A 17369-nucleotide genomic window follows, 5' to 3' on the forward strand; every position below is an offset into this window, starting at 1 on the left:
GCGAGTTCTACGCCTTGGGTCGCATCTGCGGCCGCGCCGCCTCGACTCCATCCTTCGCCTTCTTGAAGTCGGCAATGAGCGTCTCGAGTTCCTTCAGGTGAGCCTCGAACTCGTCAGGGGTTGGAACGGCCACCGTGTCCGAGGCCGGATTGTCGTGGCTATGCGTATTGGCCCGCGTCATCCCGTCATGGAAGCGGATCGCGAGGTCGTCAGGCAGCGTGACGTAGCGCAGTTTCTGGGTTGAGATCACGTCGCTGCCGCGACGTACGATGTCGCTGAAGATGATCTCCTCGACCATGCGCTCGTAGGTGTCGCGCAGGCGACCGTAAAGGCCTTTCACTTCGAACTCGTAGGCCGAAGGGCTGGTCCCGTGGAGCTTGGGAAGCGGCGCGAATTTCTGCTTGATGTGGCCGATGCGCCTCAAGACGTTGAGGCCCTTCCACACCATTCCCGCCTGGTCGACCTTCCCCGCCGCGTTCCTGTCGCCGAAGAGCGCGATCGTCACCGGCTCGATGCCGACGGCGTCCGCCGCGCCGCAGAGCTCGTTGAAGAACACCATGTCATGGGTGAAGACGACGACCTGTCGCGTTGTGGCCTCGCGGGCGATCCGCCCCGCAACGCGGGCGCTGCGGTCGCGGTCGAGCGACGACACCGGATCGTCGACGACGATCGGCCCGGAGCCGTCTGTGAGCGCCACCTCTGTCAGGAACCCCGCCAGCGCCAACGCGCGCTGCTCACCCTCGCTGAGGATTTGCGAGGTAACCTTGGTCAGGCTCGTCTGCGGATCGGTTTGGAACTCGGCCTTCGTCTGCCCGCTCTTTCGCGCGAGGCCGACCTTGAGGTGGCCGATGTCGAGACCGTCCCGCTCCGTCTGGAACTTGGCGACCACGGCCGAGGTCAGGTGGATGTCGATCAGCTCGTTCGCGCGCTTGGTGATGCCGGTCGTTCCGACCATCCCGATCGCCTTGGCGAATGAGGCATCGAGCGACATCAGGTCGCGCCGCGTCGTCAGTTTCGCCTTGCTCGCGCTGAGTGTCTTGCGGTCCTCGAGCTCGGCCTTCTCGGACGCCAGCTTCTCACGACCCTCGGCGTCCTCCGCGGCGACGAGTTCGTCCCGTTCCGCAGCGAGCTTGCTCGCGAGTACCTCGATGCCGTCGGTCGGGGCGCTGAGGGCCTGAACCGGAACGTCCTCCGTCCCGTCCAGACGAGCGGCCGCGCTCGTTAGGCGGCCGCTTATGGCAGACTGGAAAGTCGACAGACTGTCCGCTAGGTTCGGGTCGCGCGACCTGACTTGGTCGAGGCGGTCCGCGAAGTCGTCTGCCTGCAACTTTGGCAGTGCGGGCAGACTCGCCTTGGCGTCGGCCACCGACCGCTCGGAGAGCGAGGCGGCCCTGTCCAGGGTGTCGTCCATGTGCCGCTGGAAGCGGGTCATGCGGTCGGCACCTTCCGGTAGCAGTGTCTGCTGGCACAGGACGCACGCCGCGGCCTCCACGTCCGAGCCGACGACCGGGAACTCCTGACCCGGATAGGCCTCAGTGACCGAGAAGTCGCGCGCTGCGACCCACAAGGCCCGCCAGGATTCGCTCCCGACGCCATCGAGCGGAACGTCGTCGAACAGCGACTCGGCCGCGAGCTTGGCCGCCTCGCGTGCGGAGAGGGCCTTCTCCCGAAGGGCGGCGAGAGCGGCCAGCGCCTCGTCGCTCAAGGCGGTCACAGCCGTGACACACTCCGCCTTCACCGCGTCAACCCAAGAGATCAGCGTTGCCAGGTCTGCGCGCGCGGTAGATCCGGAGGACAGGATCGCCGCGATTTCGTCGATGCGCGCCGTGTCGGTCTCGCGGAATGCCGTCGCCTCGTCGATCTGCTCGTCGGTCGTCGTCGCGCTGACGCCGTTCGCGAACTTCTGCGCCCCCGTGTCCCGGACCGGTGCGAAGGCGACGGCGCTGAGCTGCACCTTGTTGCCGACCGCAGCGTCCCTCTCACTCTCCAGCGTCGTCTTCAGGGCGAGGCAAGTGGCGTTTAGCCGGTGCAGAAGCGCGAGGCCGAAGGGAAGGAAGCGGATCTGGTTGCCACCATCCACGTAGAGCTGCGCGGAGGCGGAATCAAAGACTGACACCTGCATCAGCTGAGGTGCGGCGGGCATCCCTGCGGTCCAGGCCACCGCCTCGTCGCCCGCCCCGGCATCGATGATGATGTCGGCGGCCTGCACGCCGCCGCCGCCGCCGTAGACGTCGGCGAGCACCTTCAGGGTCGCCGGGTTCTCGATTCTCGTCCGGCACGCCGTGCGCATGATGCGCACGAAGCCGCTCTTGCCGCTGCCGTTGCGACCGTAGACGATAGTCAACGCGGTTGGGCAGAACGTGAGCGACGCCTTTTCCACCAGCCTATTGACGCCCTGAACGTTGGCTATCCCCTTTTAGGACGATCGGCGCGTGCGTCGTGCTTCCGAAGTGCTCCTTTGCGAACGGGACCGGCACAGGCGGTGTGCCAGTCACCGCGAGGCCTGCCTCCGCTTTGATCATCGCGAGCAGTTCGTCGATGTCGCTCTGTGTCAGTTCATCCGATAGGGAGAGACGGCGCAGGCAGTCCTGCCGCCAGGCGGTCTGCGTGGCGGACCAAGCGTTGATGTCGTCGATGGGCTCGTTGGCCAAGGTATCCCCCAGATGCGCCCCTAGTCTTTATCCTGCGGCGGACGGGGACGGTCGCGCGGCTGGCGCCGAAATCGCTACTTTCGGGCTGGCATGTCAAGGATTTGCCGCTGAACCGAAATAACTTGCTGTCACCGGCCGTTGTCGCCTCGCCGTCGTGTTCTGGAAAGCAGGGAGCGCGATCCGGGATATGCTGCCAAGCGCCGGCTTTGCAGGCGCATGAACGAACGGCCATGCAAACAGGTCACGAGTGCCCGGATTTGGGCCTTAACGCTTGCAAGCGATTGCTGCACGAACGTCTGGTTATCGCGTTCGGCGTCTTGAAAGCTGCCATTCTGCTAACGGCCCAAGAGCTGTCGGTACTACTGATACTTGACCTTGCCGAATCTGCCCTTGAGCACTTTGGCGCCACCTTGAAGGAAGTCGAGGTGATCTGACCAGTGCTGCATCATTCGCACACGCTCATCCCAGTACTCGCCCCGCGCATAGGCACGGCGCACAGCATTATTGTCACAATGGGCGAGCTGTCGTTCGATCGCGTCGGGATGCCATAGGCCCATCTCGTTGAGCAACGTTGCTGCCATTGCCCGGAAGCCGTGACCGGTCATTTCATCCTGCGCATAGCCCATGCGCCGCAGCGCCGCGTTGATCGTGTTCTCCGACATCGGACGATGGACCGAGCGCAGCGACGGGAACAGATGGCGACTGTACTTCGCATCATGTTCGATGGTTTGGAGGATCGCGAGCGCCTGTCGGGAGAGGGGAATGATATGCGCCCGCCGCATCTTGGTCTTGTGCGGTGGGATCGTCCACAGCGCCTTCTCGAAATCGAAGTCGATCCATTCGGCGTGGCGCAGCTCGCCTGGCCGCACGAACACATGGGGCAGCAGTCGAAGCGCCACCTTGGTGTTGGAATGCCCTTCGAACGCTTCGATAGCGCGAAGCAAGGCGCCGGCTGCATCCGCGCTGGTGATCGCGGCACGGTGGACCGGCTGAGGCGCTATCAGTGCGCCGCGCAGATCGGCGGCAACATCGCGCTCGGCGCGTGCCGTGGCGATGGCGTAGCGGAATATCTGACTGCACGTGCTGCGCAGCCGCTTGGCGGTCTCGTAGCGCCCCTTGCCCTCCATCTTGCGGAGCATGATGAGCAACTCTTGCGCGGAGATCGACGCGATAGGCCGCTTGCCGATTGACACGTTGATGAAGTCGAGCAGCCAGCGCAGCTTCTTCATTGTAGCGGCCGAGCGACCTTCCTTCTCGGCCTTCACCAGCCACTCGTCGGCGACCGCCTGGAAGCTGTTAGAGGCGGCGATGCTCGCGGCGATCCGCTCAAGCTTGATTTTCTCAGCAGGATCCTCGCCGCGTGCCAGCACTTTGCGGGCCGCGTCGCGTTGTTCACGGGCATCGGCAAGGCCGGTGTCGGGCCATACGCCGAACGCCAGCGTCTTTTGTTTGCCGAGGTGGCGATAGTTCGTCCGCCAGTAGCGCGCACCGCTAGGCGCCACCAGCAGGTAAAGACCGTCGCTGTCGGTCAGCTTGTAGGGCTTGCTGCGGCCCTTGGCCGCTTTGATCGCAACAACGGAAAGCGCCATGATGGTATCTCCGATCCCCGGACCGGCGAGACACCATCAGATATACCATCGATTTGCTGGTATGTAGCGGTATCCAGCCGTTCCGAATGAAACGCTTATACCACTAAAAACCCGTAGAAAACAGCCATTTAAGGCATGTTCTGGCACCCTCTGGGAAACGAAGGTGGTGACCCCTACGGGAATCGAACCCGTGCTTCAGCCGTGAAAGGGCCGCGTCCTAACCGCTAGACGAAGGGGCCGTGAAGGCGAGGGCGCGCACTAGGCAACCCGGACGACCGGGTCAAGGGCCATTCCGCTCACAATCGTGCACTAATCTGCCCAGGCGGCGTCCTCGATATGGATTTCCGCGGCGGGCCGCGCGCCCCAGTCGTCGATCTTCGCACGGCCGGCGATCCACAATCGGCGATCGCGTGGTGCGCCGAGTAGCGCGAGACCGAGCGGGGTGTCGGCAGCGCGGAAGGCGACGCACTTGATACTGCGTCCATCCTCGCCCGCTACGATGGCGCGAACATGGTTGGTGCCGACGATATCGCATTTGATGATGCGGACCGGGCCGGTGGCGACGCGCGGAGCGGGCCAGCCCATGCCATAGGGCCCGCCTGCCTCCATCGCGTCGACGAGCGCGGGATTGACCCCGCCGGGCGCGAGCACTGCGTCGAGCAGCAGCGCGCGCTCCCCGGCGGCGCGCTCAACCGTTGCGGCGAGCTTGGCTTCGAGAAATGCAGTGAATTCGGTGATCTGCCCTTCGGCGATGGTGACGCCTGCGGCCATCGCGTGCCCGCCGCCCGCGATCAGCAGCCCGGCTTCCTTGGCAGCGAGAATCGCTGCGCCGAGATCGACCCCCGCGATCGAGCGGCCGGAGCCCTTGCCGATCCCGTCCTCTCCCACGGCGATGACGATGGCGGGTCGCCCGAGCTTTTCCTTGAGGCGTCCGGCGACGATTCCGATCACGCCCGGATGCCAGCCGCGCGCGGCGACCACCGCGACCGCGCCGTTTACTTCGATCGCCTCGGCCGATTGCTGCACCTCGGTCTCGATTGCGCGGCGTTCCTCGTTGAGGCGGTTGAGCTCCTCGGCGATTCCCCGCGCCTCATCGGCGTCCTGTGTGGTCAGAAGCCGTACACCGAGGTCGGACTTGCCGACGCGCCCGCCGGCATTGATCCGCGGCCCAAGCGCGAAGCCAAGATCGGTCGCGGTCGGTGCACGGGTGAGGCGGCTGGCTTCGATCAGCGCGTTCAGGCCGATGTTGCGGCGCTGCGCCATCACCTTGAGGCCCTGTGCCACGAATGCGCGGTTCAACCCTCTAAGCGCTGCGACGTCGGCCACCGTGCCCAATGCGACGATATCGAGCAGGTCAAGCAGCTTGGGTTCGGCCCGGTCTGCAAAGAAGCCGCGGCCGCGCAACACCCGGACCAGCGCCGCACCGAGCAGCCAGGCGACGCCCACCGCGGCGAGGTGCCCGTGAAGGCGGCCTTCCTCTTCATCGAGCCGGTTGGGGTTCACCAGCGCCAGCGCAACCGGCAGCTGCGACACGCATTTGTGATGATCGACCACGATCACCTCGGCGCCGGCATCTTTCGCCTCGGCGAGTGCGTCGAACGCCATCGCGCCGCAATCGACGGTGACGATCAGGTCGGCGCCCTCGCGCTTCAGCCGAACCAGTGCCTCGCCCGAGGGGCCGTAACCTTCCATGAGCCGATCGGGAATATATGCACGGGAATTGAGACCCAGGTCGCGCAGCAGCCGGATCAGCAATGCCGCCGACGTGGCGCCATCGACGTCATAGTCGCCAAAGATCGTCACCGCCTCGCCGCCTTGTACGGCATCGGCGAGCCGTTCCGCCGCCGTATCCATGTCGCGGAAGATCGATGGGTCGGGCATGAAGGCGCGGATACTGGGATTGCGGTGTGCCTCCAGCTCCTCCCGCGCGCAGCCCCGCGTCAGCAGCAGCTGAGTCACCAGATCGTCGGGCGCGAAACCGGGGTCGCGCGCGTCCGCCTCCAGCCCGCGCCAGCGCCAGGGTTGGCCAAGGATCGAGCTGTGAACGTTGAGCACGGGATTCATCGCGATGCCTTAGCGCGGATCGGCGGGAAGGGGAATCGCCGGCTCAGTCTTCAAGGATACGGCTATGTGTCCGTGTGTCGCGCATGCGCAGGTAAACGACCAGCGACACGCCGATCATCGCGGTCACATACCAGTAGAAGCCGGGCTCGAACCCCGCATTCTTGAACCACAGCGCGACATATTCCGCGGTGCCGCCGAAGATCGCGTTGGCGAGCGCATAGGGCAGGGCGACGCCCAGCGTGCGGATATGAGCCGGGAACAGTTCAGCCTTAACTACCGCGTTGATCGAGGTGTAGCCGGTGACGATCACCAGCGCGCCAAGCATCAGCGCGAACGCCGCCCAGACGCTCGTCACACTCTCCAGCGCGGTAAAGATCGGATAGGTGCACAGCACGCCCAGCACGCCGAACCCGACCATCAGGGGTTTGCGGCCGATGCGATCGGATAGCGCACCGGCAAGCGGCTGGAGGCACATGAAGACGAAGAGCGCCGCGGCGTTGATTTCCGACGCGGTTTCGCGGTCAAAACCTGATGTATTGACCAGGAACTTCTGGAGGTAGATCGAATAGGCATAGAAGGCGAGCGTGCCCCCGGCGGTCAGCGCCATCACCAGCAGGAACTCGCCGGGATGCTCGCGCAGCAGCGCCAGCGCGCCGGTCTTGCGCCCTTCGGCCTTCGCATTCCGGAAGCTCTCGGTTTCCGAGAGTCCGCGCCGCAGCCAGAACACGATCACCGCCAGCGCGCCGCCGATGAAGAACGGGATTCGCCAGCCCCAGCTCTCGAGCGCTGCTTCGCTCATCGACGCCTGCAGGATCAGCAGCACGGTCAGCGCGATGAGCTGGCCGGAGATCAGCGTCACATATTGGAAGCTGGAGAAGAAGCCGCGGTGCTTCTTCCCCGCCATCTCCGACAGATAGGTCGCGCTGGCGCCATATTCGCCGCCGATCGACAGCCCCTGCATCAGCCGCGCGAAGATGAGCAGCGCCGGCGCCAGCCAGCCGATCGTTGCGTAGCCGGGTGTCACCGCGATCAGCAGCGATCCGGCACACATGAGGGAGACCGAAAGCGTCAACCCCGCCTTGCGTCCGTATTTGTCGGCATAGACCCCCATCAGCCAGCCACCGATCGGGCGCATCAGGAACCCGACCGCGAACACCGCGGCGGTGTTCAGCAGCTGGGTGGTCTGATCGCCTTTGGGGAAGAAGTGCGGCGCGAAATAGAGGGTGAAGGCGGCATAGGCGTACCAGTCATACCATTCGACCAGATTGCCCGCGGATCCGCCGAAGATCGATTTGAGGCGCTGGCGCGTGGTTAGCGTTTCATTCGCGGCCGTCGTTGTCATCCCCACTCCTCACCGTCACCCCGGCCTTGTGCCGGGGTCCACGGTTCCCGGAGGGCTGACTACCAGCCTCTATGGGCCAGCTTGCCTCCCGGTGGACCCCGGCACAAGGCCGGGGTGACGGAAAAGGAGCGGACGAGGGGCTAGAACGACCCCGGCACTTCGCGCTGCGGGGTGGTCGGCCGGCTGGGCGTCAGCAGTTCCATCGGCGCCTCGACCTGCTCGCGTGCCGCCTGCGGACTAAGTCCCGGGGCGCTTGCCGATGCGCTGGCGCTGATCGGCGTGCAGGTTCGCCCGGCAAGGAAGTCGAGGGCTGCGCGCGTCGAGGCTTCGGCCGGGTCGCCGAGCGGGCGGCTGATATCGTCGCTCGCCCGACAGGTCGCGCCCATAAAGCCGGCAAGGCCATCATAATAGGCGCCCTGATGGTCGCGATTCTCGAGCGCGAAGGCGATGACGCGCAGCCGGTCGTCGCATGCCGCCTGGTCGAGCGCGATCTGACCCACCGGCTTGCCATAGGTGTTCGTGCCGACCAGTGCCGATCGATTACCGAGATAGGGGATGAAGGTGTTCATCACCAATTCGCTCGCCGAGGCCGAGCCGCCGGTGCCGATGAAGGCGATCCGGGTCGGGGTGATCGATTGCGGCTGGGGCGCGAAATAGACGGTCTCATTGTTCGAGGCTTTGGAGGGACGAAAGCTCACATAATTGGCGACGGTCGACGTCGTTTTGTCCGCGCCCAGCAAATTGTTGATGAGATCCGCGACCGAAATCAGTCCGCCGCCATTATAGCGCAGGTCGATGATGATCTCAGTGACTCCCTGCGCCTTGAATGTAGCGAAGGCGTTGCGCAGCGGCGTTTCCGCCGTGTTGATGAAGGTGCGCAGGTTGATGTAGCCGACCTTGCGCCCGCCATCGTCGATCACCTTGGCGCCATAGCGCGTCGAAACCGGGGCCAGGCTATAGTCGGCCATCGTAATGTTGACGTTGCGCGTGCCCGCGGTGTCGCGGATCTGGAAGGTGCGGGTCGTGCCCACCGCGGAGGTGCCGAGCGCATTATTGAGCCCGGCAGTGCCCTCGCTTGCGAGGATTGAGGCGACGGTGCGCAGCGTCGATCCGCTGGTGCCGATGGCGACAATCTCGGCCCCGCGATCGATTCCCGCGGTCAGTGCGGGTGCGCCCTCGAACGCTTCGGTGATGACCAGCCGGTTCGATCCGTCGAGAGCGAGTCGGAAGCCATAGCCCGCGCTGGAGCCGGAATTATAGTAGGCTTCCTCTTCCTTGATCGAGGTGATGTAAGTGAAATAGCGGTCCTTGCGCTGCGTTCGCGCGGTCGCGGTGAGCGCATCGATATAGGATTGCACGTCGGCATAGGCCGCCGGGTTGAGGCTTGAGGGCAGCGTCTCGGGGAAGAGGTACCACTCGTTCATCCGCGCGGCGACCCAGTCCTGGCGTGACCGGAGCGAGCAGGTGCCGGTCGAAGGAGTCGGAGTCGGCGTCGGTGTGACGCCGCCAGACCCTCCACCGCCGCCCCCGCCGACGACGCCGGTTCCTGCGCCGCCGCAGGCGGACAGCAGGGCAACGATCGCAGTCATTGCCGTCATGCGGCGGGCAGCGTTGCTGGATACGCGTTTCATTTCAGTTACTTACCTCAATTCTACACGTCCGCCAGCGCTTGCCGGCGCACCTGCGCCACAACAATGCGGCGATCATCGCCACCCGATGCGAAAAGGCAAGCGCGAACCGGGCGGGCACCCTTGTGTTTAGGCCCCCTCCCTGCTAGTGGCGCGTCCCAACGCCCGGGGTAAATGCCCCGGCGAACCCATTTCTATTGAATATGATTCGGAGTTGAGACGAGCTTATGCAGATCATCGTTCGCGACAATAACGTCGACCAGGCGCTGCGGGCGCTCAAGAAGAAGCTGCAGCGTGAAGGCGTTTATCGCGAGATGAAGCTGCGCCGTCACTACGAGAAGCCGAGCGAGAAGCGCGCCCGTGAGCGTGCCGCTGCGGTCCGCCGCGCGCGCAAGCTTGAGCGCAAGCGCATGGAGCGTGACGGCGCCCGTTAAGGCCGCCGTGGCGCCATCCATGCGGGGTGGCGCGACCCTCTGTGACTTTCCAGCCGCGCGCCGCTGCGGCAATCCGGGATAGCTGATCCATGTCGTCCGTCACCGCCGTGCCGATTCCGCCGACCAGGCGCAGCTATCTCATCTGGCTCTGGGTTGGCATTGCCGCCGCGGTAGCCATTGCGGTGGCGCTCGCCTGGTTCGGGACGAATACCCCGGCGATTCGCGGCGCGCTGCCGAACGACAAGTTCATGGCGGCGAACAAGAGCCAGCCGGGCGTGATCGAGACTGCCTCGGGCCTTCAGTATGAAGTACTCAAGGAAGGTGCCGGCGGCAGCCCCACGGATGGCGACATCACCCTGTCGATGTACAAGGGAACGCTGCGCGACGGCACGCAGTTCGACGCCAGCCAGCAGCCGACCCCGCTGCCTGTCACCGGCATGATTCCCGGCTTCAGCGAAGCGCTCAAGCTGATGAAGAAGGGCGGCAAATACCGCCTGTGGATCAAGCCTGAGCTGGGCTATGGCGCTGAGGCGCGCAAGGACCAGCAGGGCAAGGAAGTGATCCCCGCCAACTCGCTGCTGGTGTTCGAGGTCGAGCTGTTCGAGTTCATGCCCCAGGCGCAGTTCATGCAGATGATGCAGCAACAGCAGCAGATGGGCGGCGGCGGGATGCCGGGCGGCCCTCCTCCGGGCGCCGAGCAGCCGCAGGGTCGCTGATCGCGCGCCCGATCCTCGGACATTGATCCGCGAGCCATCGCGCGCGTCGCATGGTTTGCCGCAAGTGCGAAGACGCGCGCAGTCGCCGGGTTAAGCTCACCCCCGATTCGCGACATGCACGAATCGCCGAAGGGGAAGAGTGATGCGGCGCTATACGGGTGAGCTTGTCCCGGATGACGAACGCTCGCAGGTGCCGATGCTGTTCGATGGTTGGGGCTACGTCCCGCTCGACGTCGCAGCCGTAACGCGCTTGCCGGTCGAGCCGGGTCCGAAGAAGCGATCCCTTGTCGAGGCAGTAGTGCCGGCTGCGCGTTAGCTGTCCAGACCCGGGGCGATCTCCCGCCGGTCGGGCCGCAACCGCACTGCGAGACTGAGTACTAAGGGCCAGAACAGGGTGCTAACCAGGTCGATCATGGTGTCGTCCCAGCGCCAGGAGCCGTGATTGATCCGGTCGATACCCTCGTTGAGGAGTTCAAGCACCAGCACCGCAGCAAAGGGCACGAAGGAGCCGATCGATCGTCCTGAGATCAGGCGCGCGATCAGGAAGACCAGCATGCCGCCATGGATATGGAGGATGGTGTTGCCGAGGCCGGTATCGTTACCGATCGCATCTTTGATCGCAGCGTAGAATTCGAACATGAGTCCGCGCTATGCAGGTTGTGGGCGACAGTCGAGAGGCGCGGGCAGGCGGGAATGACGGTCAGCGCTGCGTGACTGCTTGGCAGTGCAATTTCGGGTCATGGCGAGGCTGTTGCTCAGGCGTGACCTCGGCGGCGGCTCGTTCGTTCGTCCGGGATCCGCGCAGGCAAACAAAAAGGGCGGCCAATGGCCGCCCTTTTCCATTCGGGACAGCCCGACTTAGTTGCTGTCGGGATTGTCGTCGCCGTCAACCAGAACGAGGATGCCGCCAATGACCGCGACAACGGCGATCAGCGGGATCAGGAAGCCGCCGACTGCTTCGTTCGACTTGCCAGTTTCGCTGGACGCGCGGGCTGCCGCGGAATTCGAGATCGACAGCTTCGAAGCCGACGACGACGCCAGTGCCGGCGACGCTGCAAGCGAACAGGCCGCAACGGCCATCATCATCTTAGCCAAGCGCATCAATAAACTCCCTCTAGATATACAGCTGTCAATTCTAACTACCGTCGCGGAATGGCACAAGCGTTCTCCGCTATCAACCGGCAATTTCACCACCGTAAGCGAATGAAATTCCGCCGTTGCACGGGCGCCACACAAGCTATGCCGTGACCGGTGCGCGGCACCGCCGCGTGGCCTCAGCTTCGATATGCGGCACCGGTCAATAACTTTCATCCGCGATTACGGTTCCGGGGCGCGCATTCGTTTGAAGAATCCAGCGCTCCTGACCTTCGAATCCCATCGCGGTCAGCTTCCCCGATGCGTAGGCGCCGGTGTCGATACCGATGCGGCAGACTCGCTCCTCGACCTCGTCGCGGATGGTGTGTCCATGAACGATGATCTTTTCCAGGGTTTCGTTGTGATCGAGAAATTCCTCGCGAATCCAACGGAGTGCTGGGGCAGACTGATCGGCGAGTTCGACTCCGGGGCGAACCCCTGCATGGACGAACGCATAATCACCGAGAATGATCATATCCTCGAATGTACGGAGGAATTCGATGTGTGTGACTGGAACTTGCTCACGCATCAATTCCAGCAAGGCAGGAAAGTCGCTCTCGCGATATTGCTGCTCGCTGACACCGTAACTCAAAATCGTCGCCTTGCCGCCGATCCGGATGAAGAAGGATAGCGCCTTCTGATCTCCGGACAGCGCCTTGAGAAAAACTTCCTCGTGGTTGCCGAGCAGAAATCGGATCGAATCGACGCGTGCAGCCAGATCAATCAACCGCTGGACGACCCCCGCCGAATCGGGGCCGCGATCGACCAGGTCACCCAGAAAGATAAGGATTGATTCGGCTGGAGGCCGAGCCGCATTGTCGGACTCGATCTGGGCCAGCAGGGTGTCGAGGAGATCCAGCCTTCCATGAATATCGCCGACGGCATAGACCCGAATGCCGGCAGGCATCGATCCTTGTGGTGCAGGCGATGCGGAATTGCGGGAAAACGCTGTAAGAAGGCGGCGAAGCATGGGACCGATCATTGTTTGCGGCGGCGGATAGCGCCTGTCCGCTTTTCCATGCAACCTTGATCGTTCAAAGATGACCAATGATTGAACCGTTGAATATCGTTGCACGCGTGGCCGGGCGCAACCTGGTCGTGATCGGGGCATTGCTCCTGGCCGCGCCTGGCCCTGCCGCCGAACGGGACGATCTCGGCATCCAGCTCGAGGCGATGCGGGCTGCGGACATGCAACTCGCCACAGCCGGGTTTCGGCTGAGTGTGGCAGCGGCAGCGCTATGTGATCGCAGGGAACCGGGAACTGGTCTGCAGATTCACGCGATCGACCAGTATCCGTCTACTGCCCGCAGCCGTATTCGGGCGCATTTCGGCTTGTCGGCGCCGGTTGGCATAGAAGGGGTCGTGCCGGGCAGCCCGGCGGAGCGCGCCGGCGTCCGCCCGGATGACGCGATTGTACGGATCGGCGGAATCGTTCCGGCCGAGACCAGCGGCGAGATGACCACCGCCACCCTCGCGGGATTGCACGCACAGCTGGCCGGGCTGTCACCGTCAGATCCCATTTCCCTGACCGTTCGCCGGCAGAAGGTCGAGCACGACCTTGTGATCGCACCGGTTCCTGCATGCCGGACGCGGTACGAGCTTCGCATCGCGAACGCATTCGACGCGCGTGCCAATGGCGAGCTCATTCAAATCACCTCCCGCTATCTTGAGGACACGCCGGCCGAATTGTTCCCGGCGGTGGTCGCGCATGAGCTGGCGCACAACATCCTTCGCCATCGCGAGCGGCTTTCCGCCGCAGGTGCGGGGTTCGGCTTCGCTTCGGGTCTTGGCCGGAATGTCGGCCTGTTCCGCCAGACCGAGATCGAGGCGGACATCCTTTCAGTTCATCTGCTCGCCCGCGCGGGGTACGCGCCCGAGATCGCCGAGCGCTTCTGGCGCGAGATCGGGCCGAAGCTCCTTGAAGGCCAGATCCGCAGTCGTTCGCATCCGCGATTCCAGGATCGCGCGGCGACGGTAGCGGTAGAGGCTGCGCGCATCGCCGCTGCCGGTGCCGAGGTGCCGCTGCCCGGTTTTTATGAGCGGCGGGCGCAGCCGCTCGACGGCAACTGGCAACCGTTGCTCGTCAAGGGGCGCTGAGTCTCAGGCAGCGCTCAACCTGACGGGGGCATGGCCTCCGCCGGAGCGGGCTGATCGGGCCAAATGCCACGTGTGTCGTAGACGTGCTTGTCGGCGCGCTCGGCAACCGGGACGGACTTGAACACATCGTGATCGACCAGCACGATCAGGATTGGGCAGGTCTCCAGCGCGGTGTCGATGTCGATCAGCGACGCGCCGGTCTTCGCGAGCTTCTCGGGCAGAATGCGGGCATAGGGCTCGACGATGCGGATGCGTGACCCGTACCGTGCGGCGAGTGCCTCGGCGACGTGCAGCGCAGGACTTTCGCGGAAATCGTCGATGTTGGCCTTGAATGCGAGGCCGAGGCACGCGACCGGCGCATCGGGATGCGCCGCGATCAGCGCCTCTGCGCGCGCGACTGTGAAATCGACCTTGCCGTCATTCACTTCTCGCGCGGTACGGATCAGCGGCGTGTTCTCACGGTCAGCGGCGACCAGGAACCACGGATCGACGGCAATGCAATGGCCGCCCACGCCCGGCCCGGGCGAAAGGATGTTGACGCGAGGGTGGCGGTTGGCGAGACGGATCACCTCCCACACGTCAATGCCCATACCGTCTGCGACAATCGAAAGCTCGTTGGCGAAGGCGATGTTGACGTCGCGAAATGCATTCTCGGTCAGCTTGGTCATTTCCGCGGCACGCGCCGAGGTGGTGACGCAGGCGCCGCGCACGAAGCGGCGATAGAATTGCAGCGCCTTGCGGGCGCAGCGCGGAGTAATGCCGCCGACGACGCGGTCATTGTCAATCAGCTCGACCAGAATGCGGCCGGGCAGCACGCGTTCGGGGCAATAGGCGATGGCGACGTCCGCGATGCCGCTGCAATGGCCCGGGATCTTGAGATCGGGGCGGAGCTTGAAGAGCAGTTCCGCCACCTTCTCGGTCGTGCCGACGGGAGAAGTCGATTCGAGGATGACGGTATCGCCAGCCTTGAGCACCCCGGCGATGCTGGTTGCGGCCTGAAGGACATAGCCGATGTCGGGCGCGTGATTGTCGCCGAACGGGGTCGGTACGGCGATCAGGAACACGTCGGACGGCTCGATAATGGTAGAGGCGCGCAGCGTGCCGCGCGCGATCACGCCGGAGACGAGGCCGTCGAGATCAACTTCCTCGATATGCACTTTCCCCGCATTGATCGTATCGACGACATGCTGATGCACGTCGATGCCCAGCACCCTGGCGCCGGTCCGTGCGATTACCGCCGCGGTGGGAAGCCCAATATAGCCGAGCCCGATAACAGCGACGTTGAGTTCAGAGCCCGAATCCATGCGCAACAACCTTTGCAATCCTTGCCGAGGCATGACCGTCGCCGAACGGATTGTGGGCGCGGGCCATTGCCTGATAGGCGTCCTTGTTATCCAACAGGGTTGAGATTTCGGAAACGATACGGTCCGCGTCGGTGCCAACCAGCTTCGCGGTGCCCGCTGCGACTCCCTCGGGGCGCTCGGTCGTCTCGCGCATCACGAGCACCGGTTTACCCAGCGCGGGTGCCTCTTCCTGCACCCCGCCAGAGTCGGAGAGCACGACCTCGCACAGGTCGAGCGCGCGAATGAAGGTCGGGTAATCGAGCGGCTCGATCCGTGCGACATTGGCGCGTTCGCCCAGCAGCTGATCCATCACCGACACGACATTGGGGTTGGGATGCATCGGGAACAGCACGGCGGTGTCGGGCCGGTCGGCGATCCGCGCGATGGCGCGCGCAATCGATTCCATGCCCCCGCCGAAATTCTCGCGCCGATGGGTCGTGACCAGCACCAGCCGCTTGTCTGCAAAGCGTGCTGCGATCGGGTCCAGCCCAGAAGCCAGTGCTGGCTCCGTTGCGATCCGCTCACGCGTAGCGAGCAGCGCGTCGATCACCGTGTTGCCGGTCACATGAATCGTCGCGGGATCGATGTTCTCCCGGCGCAGCGCCTCGGCTGCCGTCTCCGTCGGTGCAAAATGCTGGTCGGCGATCGGCGCGACGATGCGGCGGTTCACCTCCTCCGGCCAGGGCTGCCAGATATCGCCCGAGCGCAGGCCCGCTTCGATATGTCCCACCGGCACTTTGCGGTAATAGGCGGCGAGCGCGCCGACCATCGCGGTCGCCGTGTCGCCCTGTACCAGCACGCGATCGGGCTTCTCGGCATCCATGACCTCGCCAAGTCCGGTGAGCAGCCTTGCGGTCAGTCGGTCGAGCGACTGGCCCGGCTCCATCAGATCGAGGTCGATGTCCGGCGTGATCCCCGCAATCTCAAGCACCTGATCGAGCAGCCCGCGATGTTGCGCGGTGACGCACGTCCTGACCGTCAGCCCCGGCACCTCCGCCAATGCCCGCACGACGGGGAAGAATTTGATCGCCTCCGGCCGGGTGCCGAAGATCGCCAGGACTTTCTTGCTCATACCCGCTCTATATCGCCGCCGCGTTAAAGACCCGTCACGTCCCCATAATATTCGCGATACCAGTCGGCGAACGCTTGCACGCCGGTGCTGACCGGGGTCGCCGGCGCCGATCCGATCAGCGTCCGAAGCAATGCCGGGGACGCCTCGGTCGCATAAACGTCGCCGGGTTGCATCGGCAGGAAGTTCTTGCGTGCTTCCTTGCCCGTCGCGGCTTCGATCGCCGCGATAAAGGTCATGAGTGGGGTCTGTGTGCCGCCACCGATATTGACGACCCGGAACGGGGCAACGGGGGACAGGCTGTCAAACGGTGCCACGGGCTCGCGGCCCGGCACGACATCGACCAGATCCGCGATAGACCTGACCAGATCGTCGACAAAGGTGAAGTCGCGCGCCATCTCGCCATTGTTGTAAACATCGATCGGCTGATCGTTCAGCACCGCGCGCACGAATTTGAACGGCGCCATGTCGGGTCGTCCCCAGGGGCCGTAGACCGTGAAGAAGCGGAAGAAGGTGAGCGGAATCCTGTAAAGGTGGCTATAGCTGTGTCCGATCAGCTCGGTCGCGCCCTTGGTCGCGGCATAGAGACTCATCGGCGTCTGGGTCCGCTGCGTCTCGGCGAACGGCATCTCGGTGTTCGCGCCATAGACCGAGCTGGTCGACGCAGCGAGGAAGTGGCGGACCGGATTGTGCCGCGCCAGCTCCAGGAGGTTGAAGGTGCCGGTCACATTGGTACCGACATATTCGGCCGGATGCTCGATGCTGTAACGAACACCGGCCTGTGCGGCGAGGTGGATCACCGTGTCCGGGCGGAATGCCCGCCAATGCCCTTCCAGCGCGTCGCGATCTTCGATCGAAATGCGCGCCAGCGAGAAGCTGGGGTTCTGCATGAGCAGCGCATTGCGCCGCTCCTTGAGCTCGACATCGTAATAGGCGTTGAAATTATCCACACCCAGCACCTGCGCACCAGCTGCCAGCAGGCGTGATGCGGTATGGAAACCGATGAAGCCGGCGGATCCGGTCACGAGGAAACGGCGATCGGAAAGCGGGTTCATGAATTGCACCTCAGATGGTGAAACGGCCATCACACCGAAAGCCGTAGAAATCGCCAAGCGCCGCTGGCAGCTTTGCGCGGGTAACGGGCGCGGTCAACAGATGCGGTCCGGCCTCTGCTGTGGTTTGCCGATGCCGACGAGGGTGAGGCCAGCGCGATGGGTTTCTGTGGCGGGATAGATGTTGCGCAGGTCGATGAGCAGCGGTGTGTTGAGGAGCGACTTGATCCGATTGAGGTCGAGCGCGCGG

16 protein-coding genes and 1 tRNA gene are annotated in these 17369 nt (G+C 64.2%); 5 read left to right on the top strand and 12 right to left on the bottom strand.

Annotated elements, in window-relative coordinates; translation table 11 throughout:
- Positions 1–7: 7 nt before the first annotated feature.
- From AC07NK_RS05725 to AC07NK_RS05755, 7 genes are all read right to left on the bottom strand, one after another.
- Positions 8–2344: an AAA family ATPase gene (locus tag AC07NK_RS05725; protein WP_495169592.1), complete on the bottom strand. Its 2337-nt coding sequence runs from the start codon at positions 2342–2344 to the stop codon at positions 8–10.
- A gap of 40 nt (positions 2345–2384) precedes the next feature.
- Positions 2385–2651, bottom strand: coding sequence for a hypothetical protein (locus AC07NK_RS05730; RefSeq protein WP_495169593.1), 267 nt, complete (start codon positions 2649–2651; stop codon positions 2385–2387).
- A gap of 359 nt (positions 2652–3010) precedes the next feature.
- Complete coding sequence (locus tag AC07NK_RS05735) at positions 3011–4240, bottom strand: tyrosine-type recombinase/integrase (RefSeq protein WP_495169594.1); 1230 nt, start codon at positions 4238–4240, stop codon at positions 3011–3013.
- 164 nt (positions 4241–4404) lie between these two features.
- Positions 4405–4479: transfer RNA gene (locus AC07NK_RS05740), tRNA-Glu, on the bottom strand.
- Between the two features lie 70 nt (positions 4480–4549).
- Positions 4550–6304, bottom strand: a complete 1755-nt coding sequence (gene recJ / locus AC07NK_RS05745; protein WP_495169595.1) for a single-stranded-DNA-specific exonuclease RecJ — start codon at positions 6302–6304, stop codon at positions 4550–4552.
- A gap of 43 nt (positions 6305–6347) precedes the next feature.
- Entirely contained in the window at positions 6348–7646 is a 1299-nt protein-coding gene (locus AC07NK_RS05750) for an MFS transporter (protein ID WP_495169596.1), read from the bottom strand.
- A gap of 140 nt (positions 7647–7786) precedes the next feature.
- The gene (locus AC07NK_RS05755; protein WP_495169597.1) at positions 7787–9277 is read right to left on the bottom strand and encodes a S41 family peptidase; all 1491 of its coding nucleotides are present in this window, start codon (positions 9275–9277) and stop codon (positions 7787–7789) included.
- 224 nt (positions 9278–9501) lie between these two features.
- On the opposite strand from AC07NK_RS05755, the gene rpsU reads away from it, so the two are divergent.
- From rpsU to AC07NK_RS05770, 3 genes are all read left to right on the top strand, one after another.
- Entirely contained in the window at positions 9502–9708 is a 207-nt protein-coding gene (rpsU, locus tag AC07NK_RS05760) for a 30S ribosomal protein S21 (protein ID WP_010162663.1), read from the top strand.
- 89 nt (positions 9709–9797) lie between these two features.
- Positions 9798–10424 carry an FKBP-type peptidyl-prolyl cis-trans isomerase gene (locus AC07NK_RS05765; protein ID WP_495169598.1) on the top strand — a complete coding sequence of 209 codons (627 nt, stop codon included), beginning with the start codon at positions 9798–9800 and terminating at the stop codon, positions 10422–10424.
- Positions 10425–10566: 142 nt separating this feature from the next.
- Positions 10567–10740 (top strand): hypothetical protein, encoded by a 174-nt coding sequence (locus tag AC07NK_RS05770; protein WP_495169599.1) that lies wholly within the window; start codon positions 10567–10569, stop codon positions 10738–10740.
- On the opposite strand, the gene AC07NK_RS05775 is transcribed toward AC07NK_RS05770, so the two are convergent.
- The gene (locus tag AC07NK_RS05775; RefSeq protein ID WP_495169600.1) at positions 10737–11063 is read right to left on the bottom strand and encodes a hypothetical protein; all 327 of its coding nucleotides are present in this window, start codon (positions 11061–11063) and stop codon (positions 10737–10739) included. The two genes, AC07NK_RS05770 and AC07NK_RS05775, sit on opposite strands and share 4 nt — an antisense overlap.
- Positions 11064–11334: 271 nt before the next feature.
- On the opposite strand from AC07NK_RS05775, the gene AC07NK_RS05780 reads away from it, so the two are divergent.
- Complete coding sequence (locus AC07NK_RS05780; protein ID WP_495169601.1) at positions 11335–11631, top strand: hypothetical protein; 297 nt, start codon at positions 11335–11337, stop codon at positions 11629–11631.
- A gap of 90 nt (positions 11632–11721) precedes the next feature.
- Here the strand turns inward: AC07NK_RS05780 and AC07NK_RS05785 are convergent, their stop codons facing one another.
- Complete coding sequence (locus AC07NK_RS05785; protein WP_495169602.1) at positions 11722–12540, bottom strand: metallophosphoesterase family protein; 819 nt, start codon at positions 12538–12540, stop codon at positions 11722–11724.
- Between the two features lie 65 nt (positions 12541–12605).
- Between AC07NK_RS05785 and AC07NK_RS05790 the strand changes: the two genes are divergently transcribed.
- Positions 12606–13655 (top strand): PDZ domain-containing protein, encoded by a 1050-nt coding sequence (locus tag AC07NK_RS05790; RefSeq protein ID WP_495169603.1) that lies wholly within the window; start codon positions 12606–12608, stop codon positions 13653–13655.
- 14 nt (positions 13656–13669) lie between these two features.
- Here the strand turns inward: AC07NK_RS05790 and wecC are convergent, their stop codons facing one another.
- The 3 genes from wecC to AC07NK_RS05805 are packed head-to-tail and all read right to left on the bottom strand — an operon-like array spanning position 13670 to position 17122.
- Positions 13670–14959, bottom strand: a complete 1290-nt coding sequence (wecC, locus tag AC07NK_RS05795; protein ID WP_495169604.1) for a UDP-N-acetyl-D-mannosamine dehydrogenase — start codon at positions 14957–14959, stop codon at positions 13670–13672.
- Entirely contained in the window at positions 14943–16070 is a 1128-nt protein-coding gene (gene wecB, locus AC07NK_RS05800) for a non-hydrolyzing UDP-N-acetylglucosamine 2-epimerase (protein ID WP_495169605.1), read from the bottom strand. The genes wecC and wecB overlap by 17 nt, the downstream gene beginning before the upstream one ends.
- A gap of 23 nt (positions 16071–16093) precedes the next feature.
- On the bottom strand, positions 16094–17122 hold the full coding sequence (locus tag AC07NK_RS05805) for an NAD-dependent epimerase/dehydratase family protein (RefSeq protein ID WP_495169606.1): 1029 nt from the start codon (positions 17120–17122) through the stop codon (positions 16094–16096).
- Positions 17123–17369: the final 247 nt, after the last annotated feature.

It is taken from the genome of Sphingomonas sp. GW821-FHT09B04, from assembly GCF_059418285.1.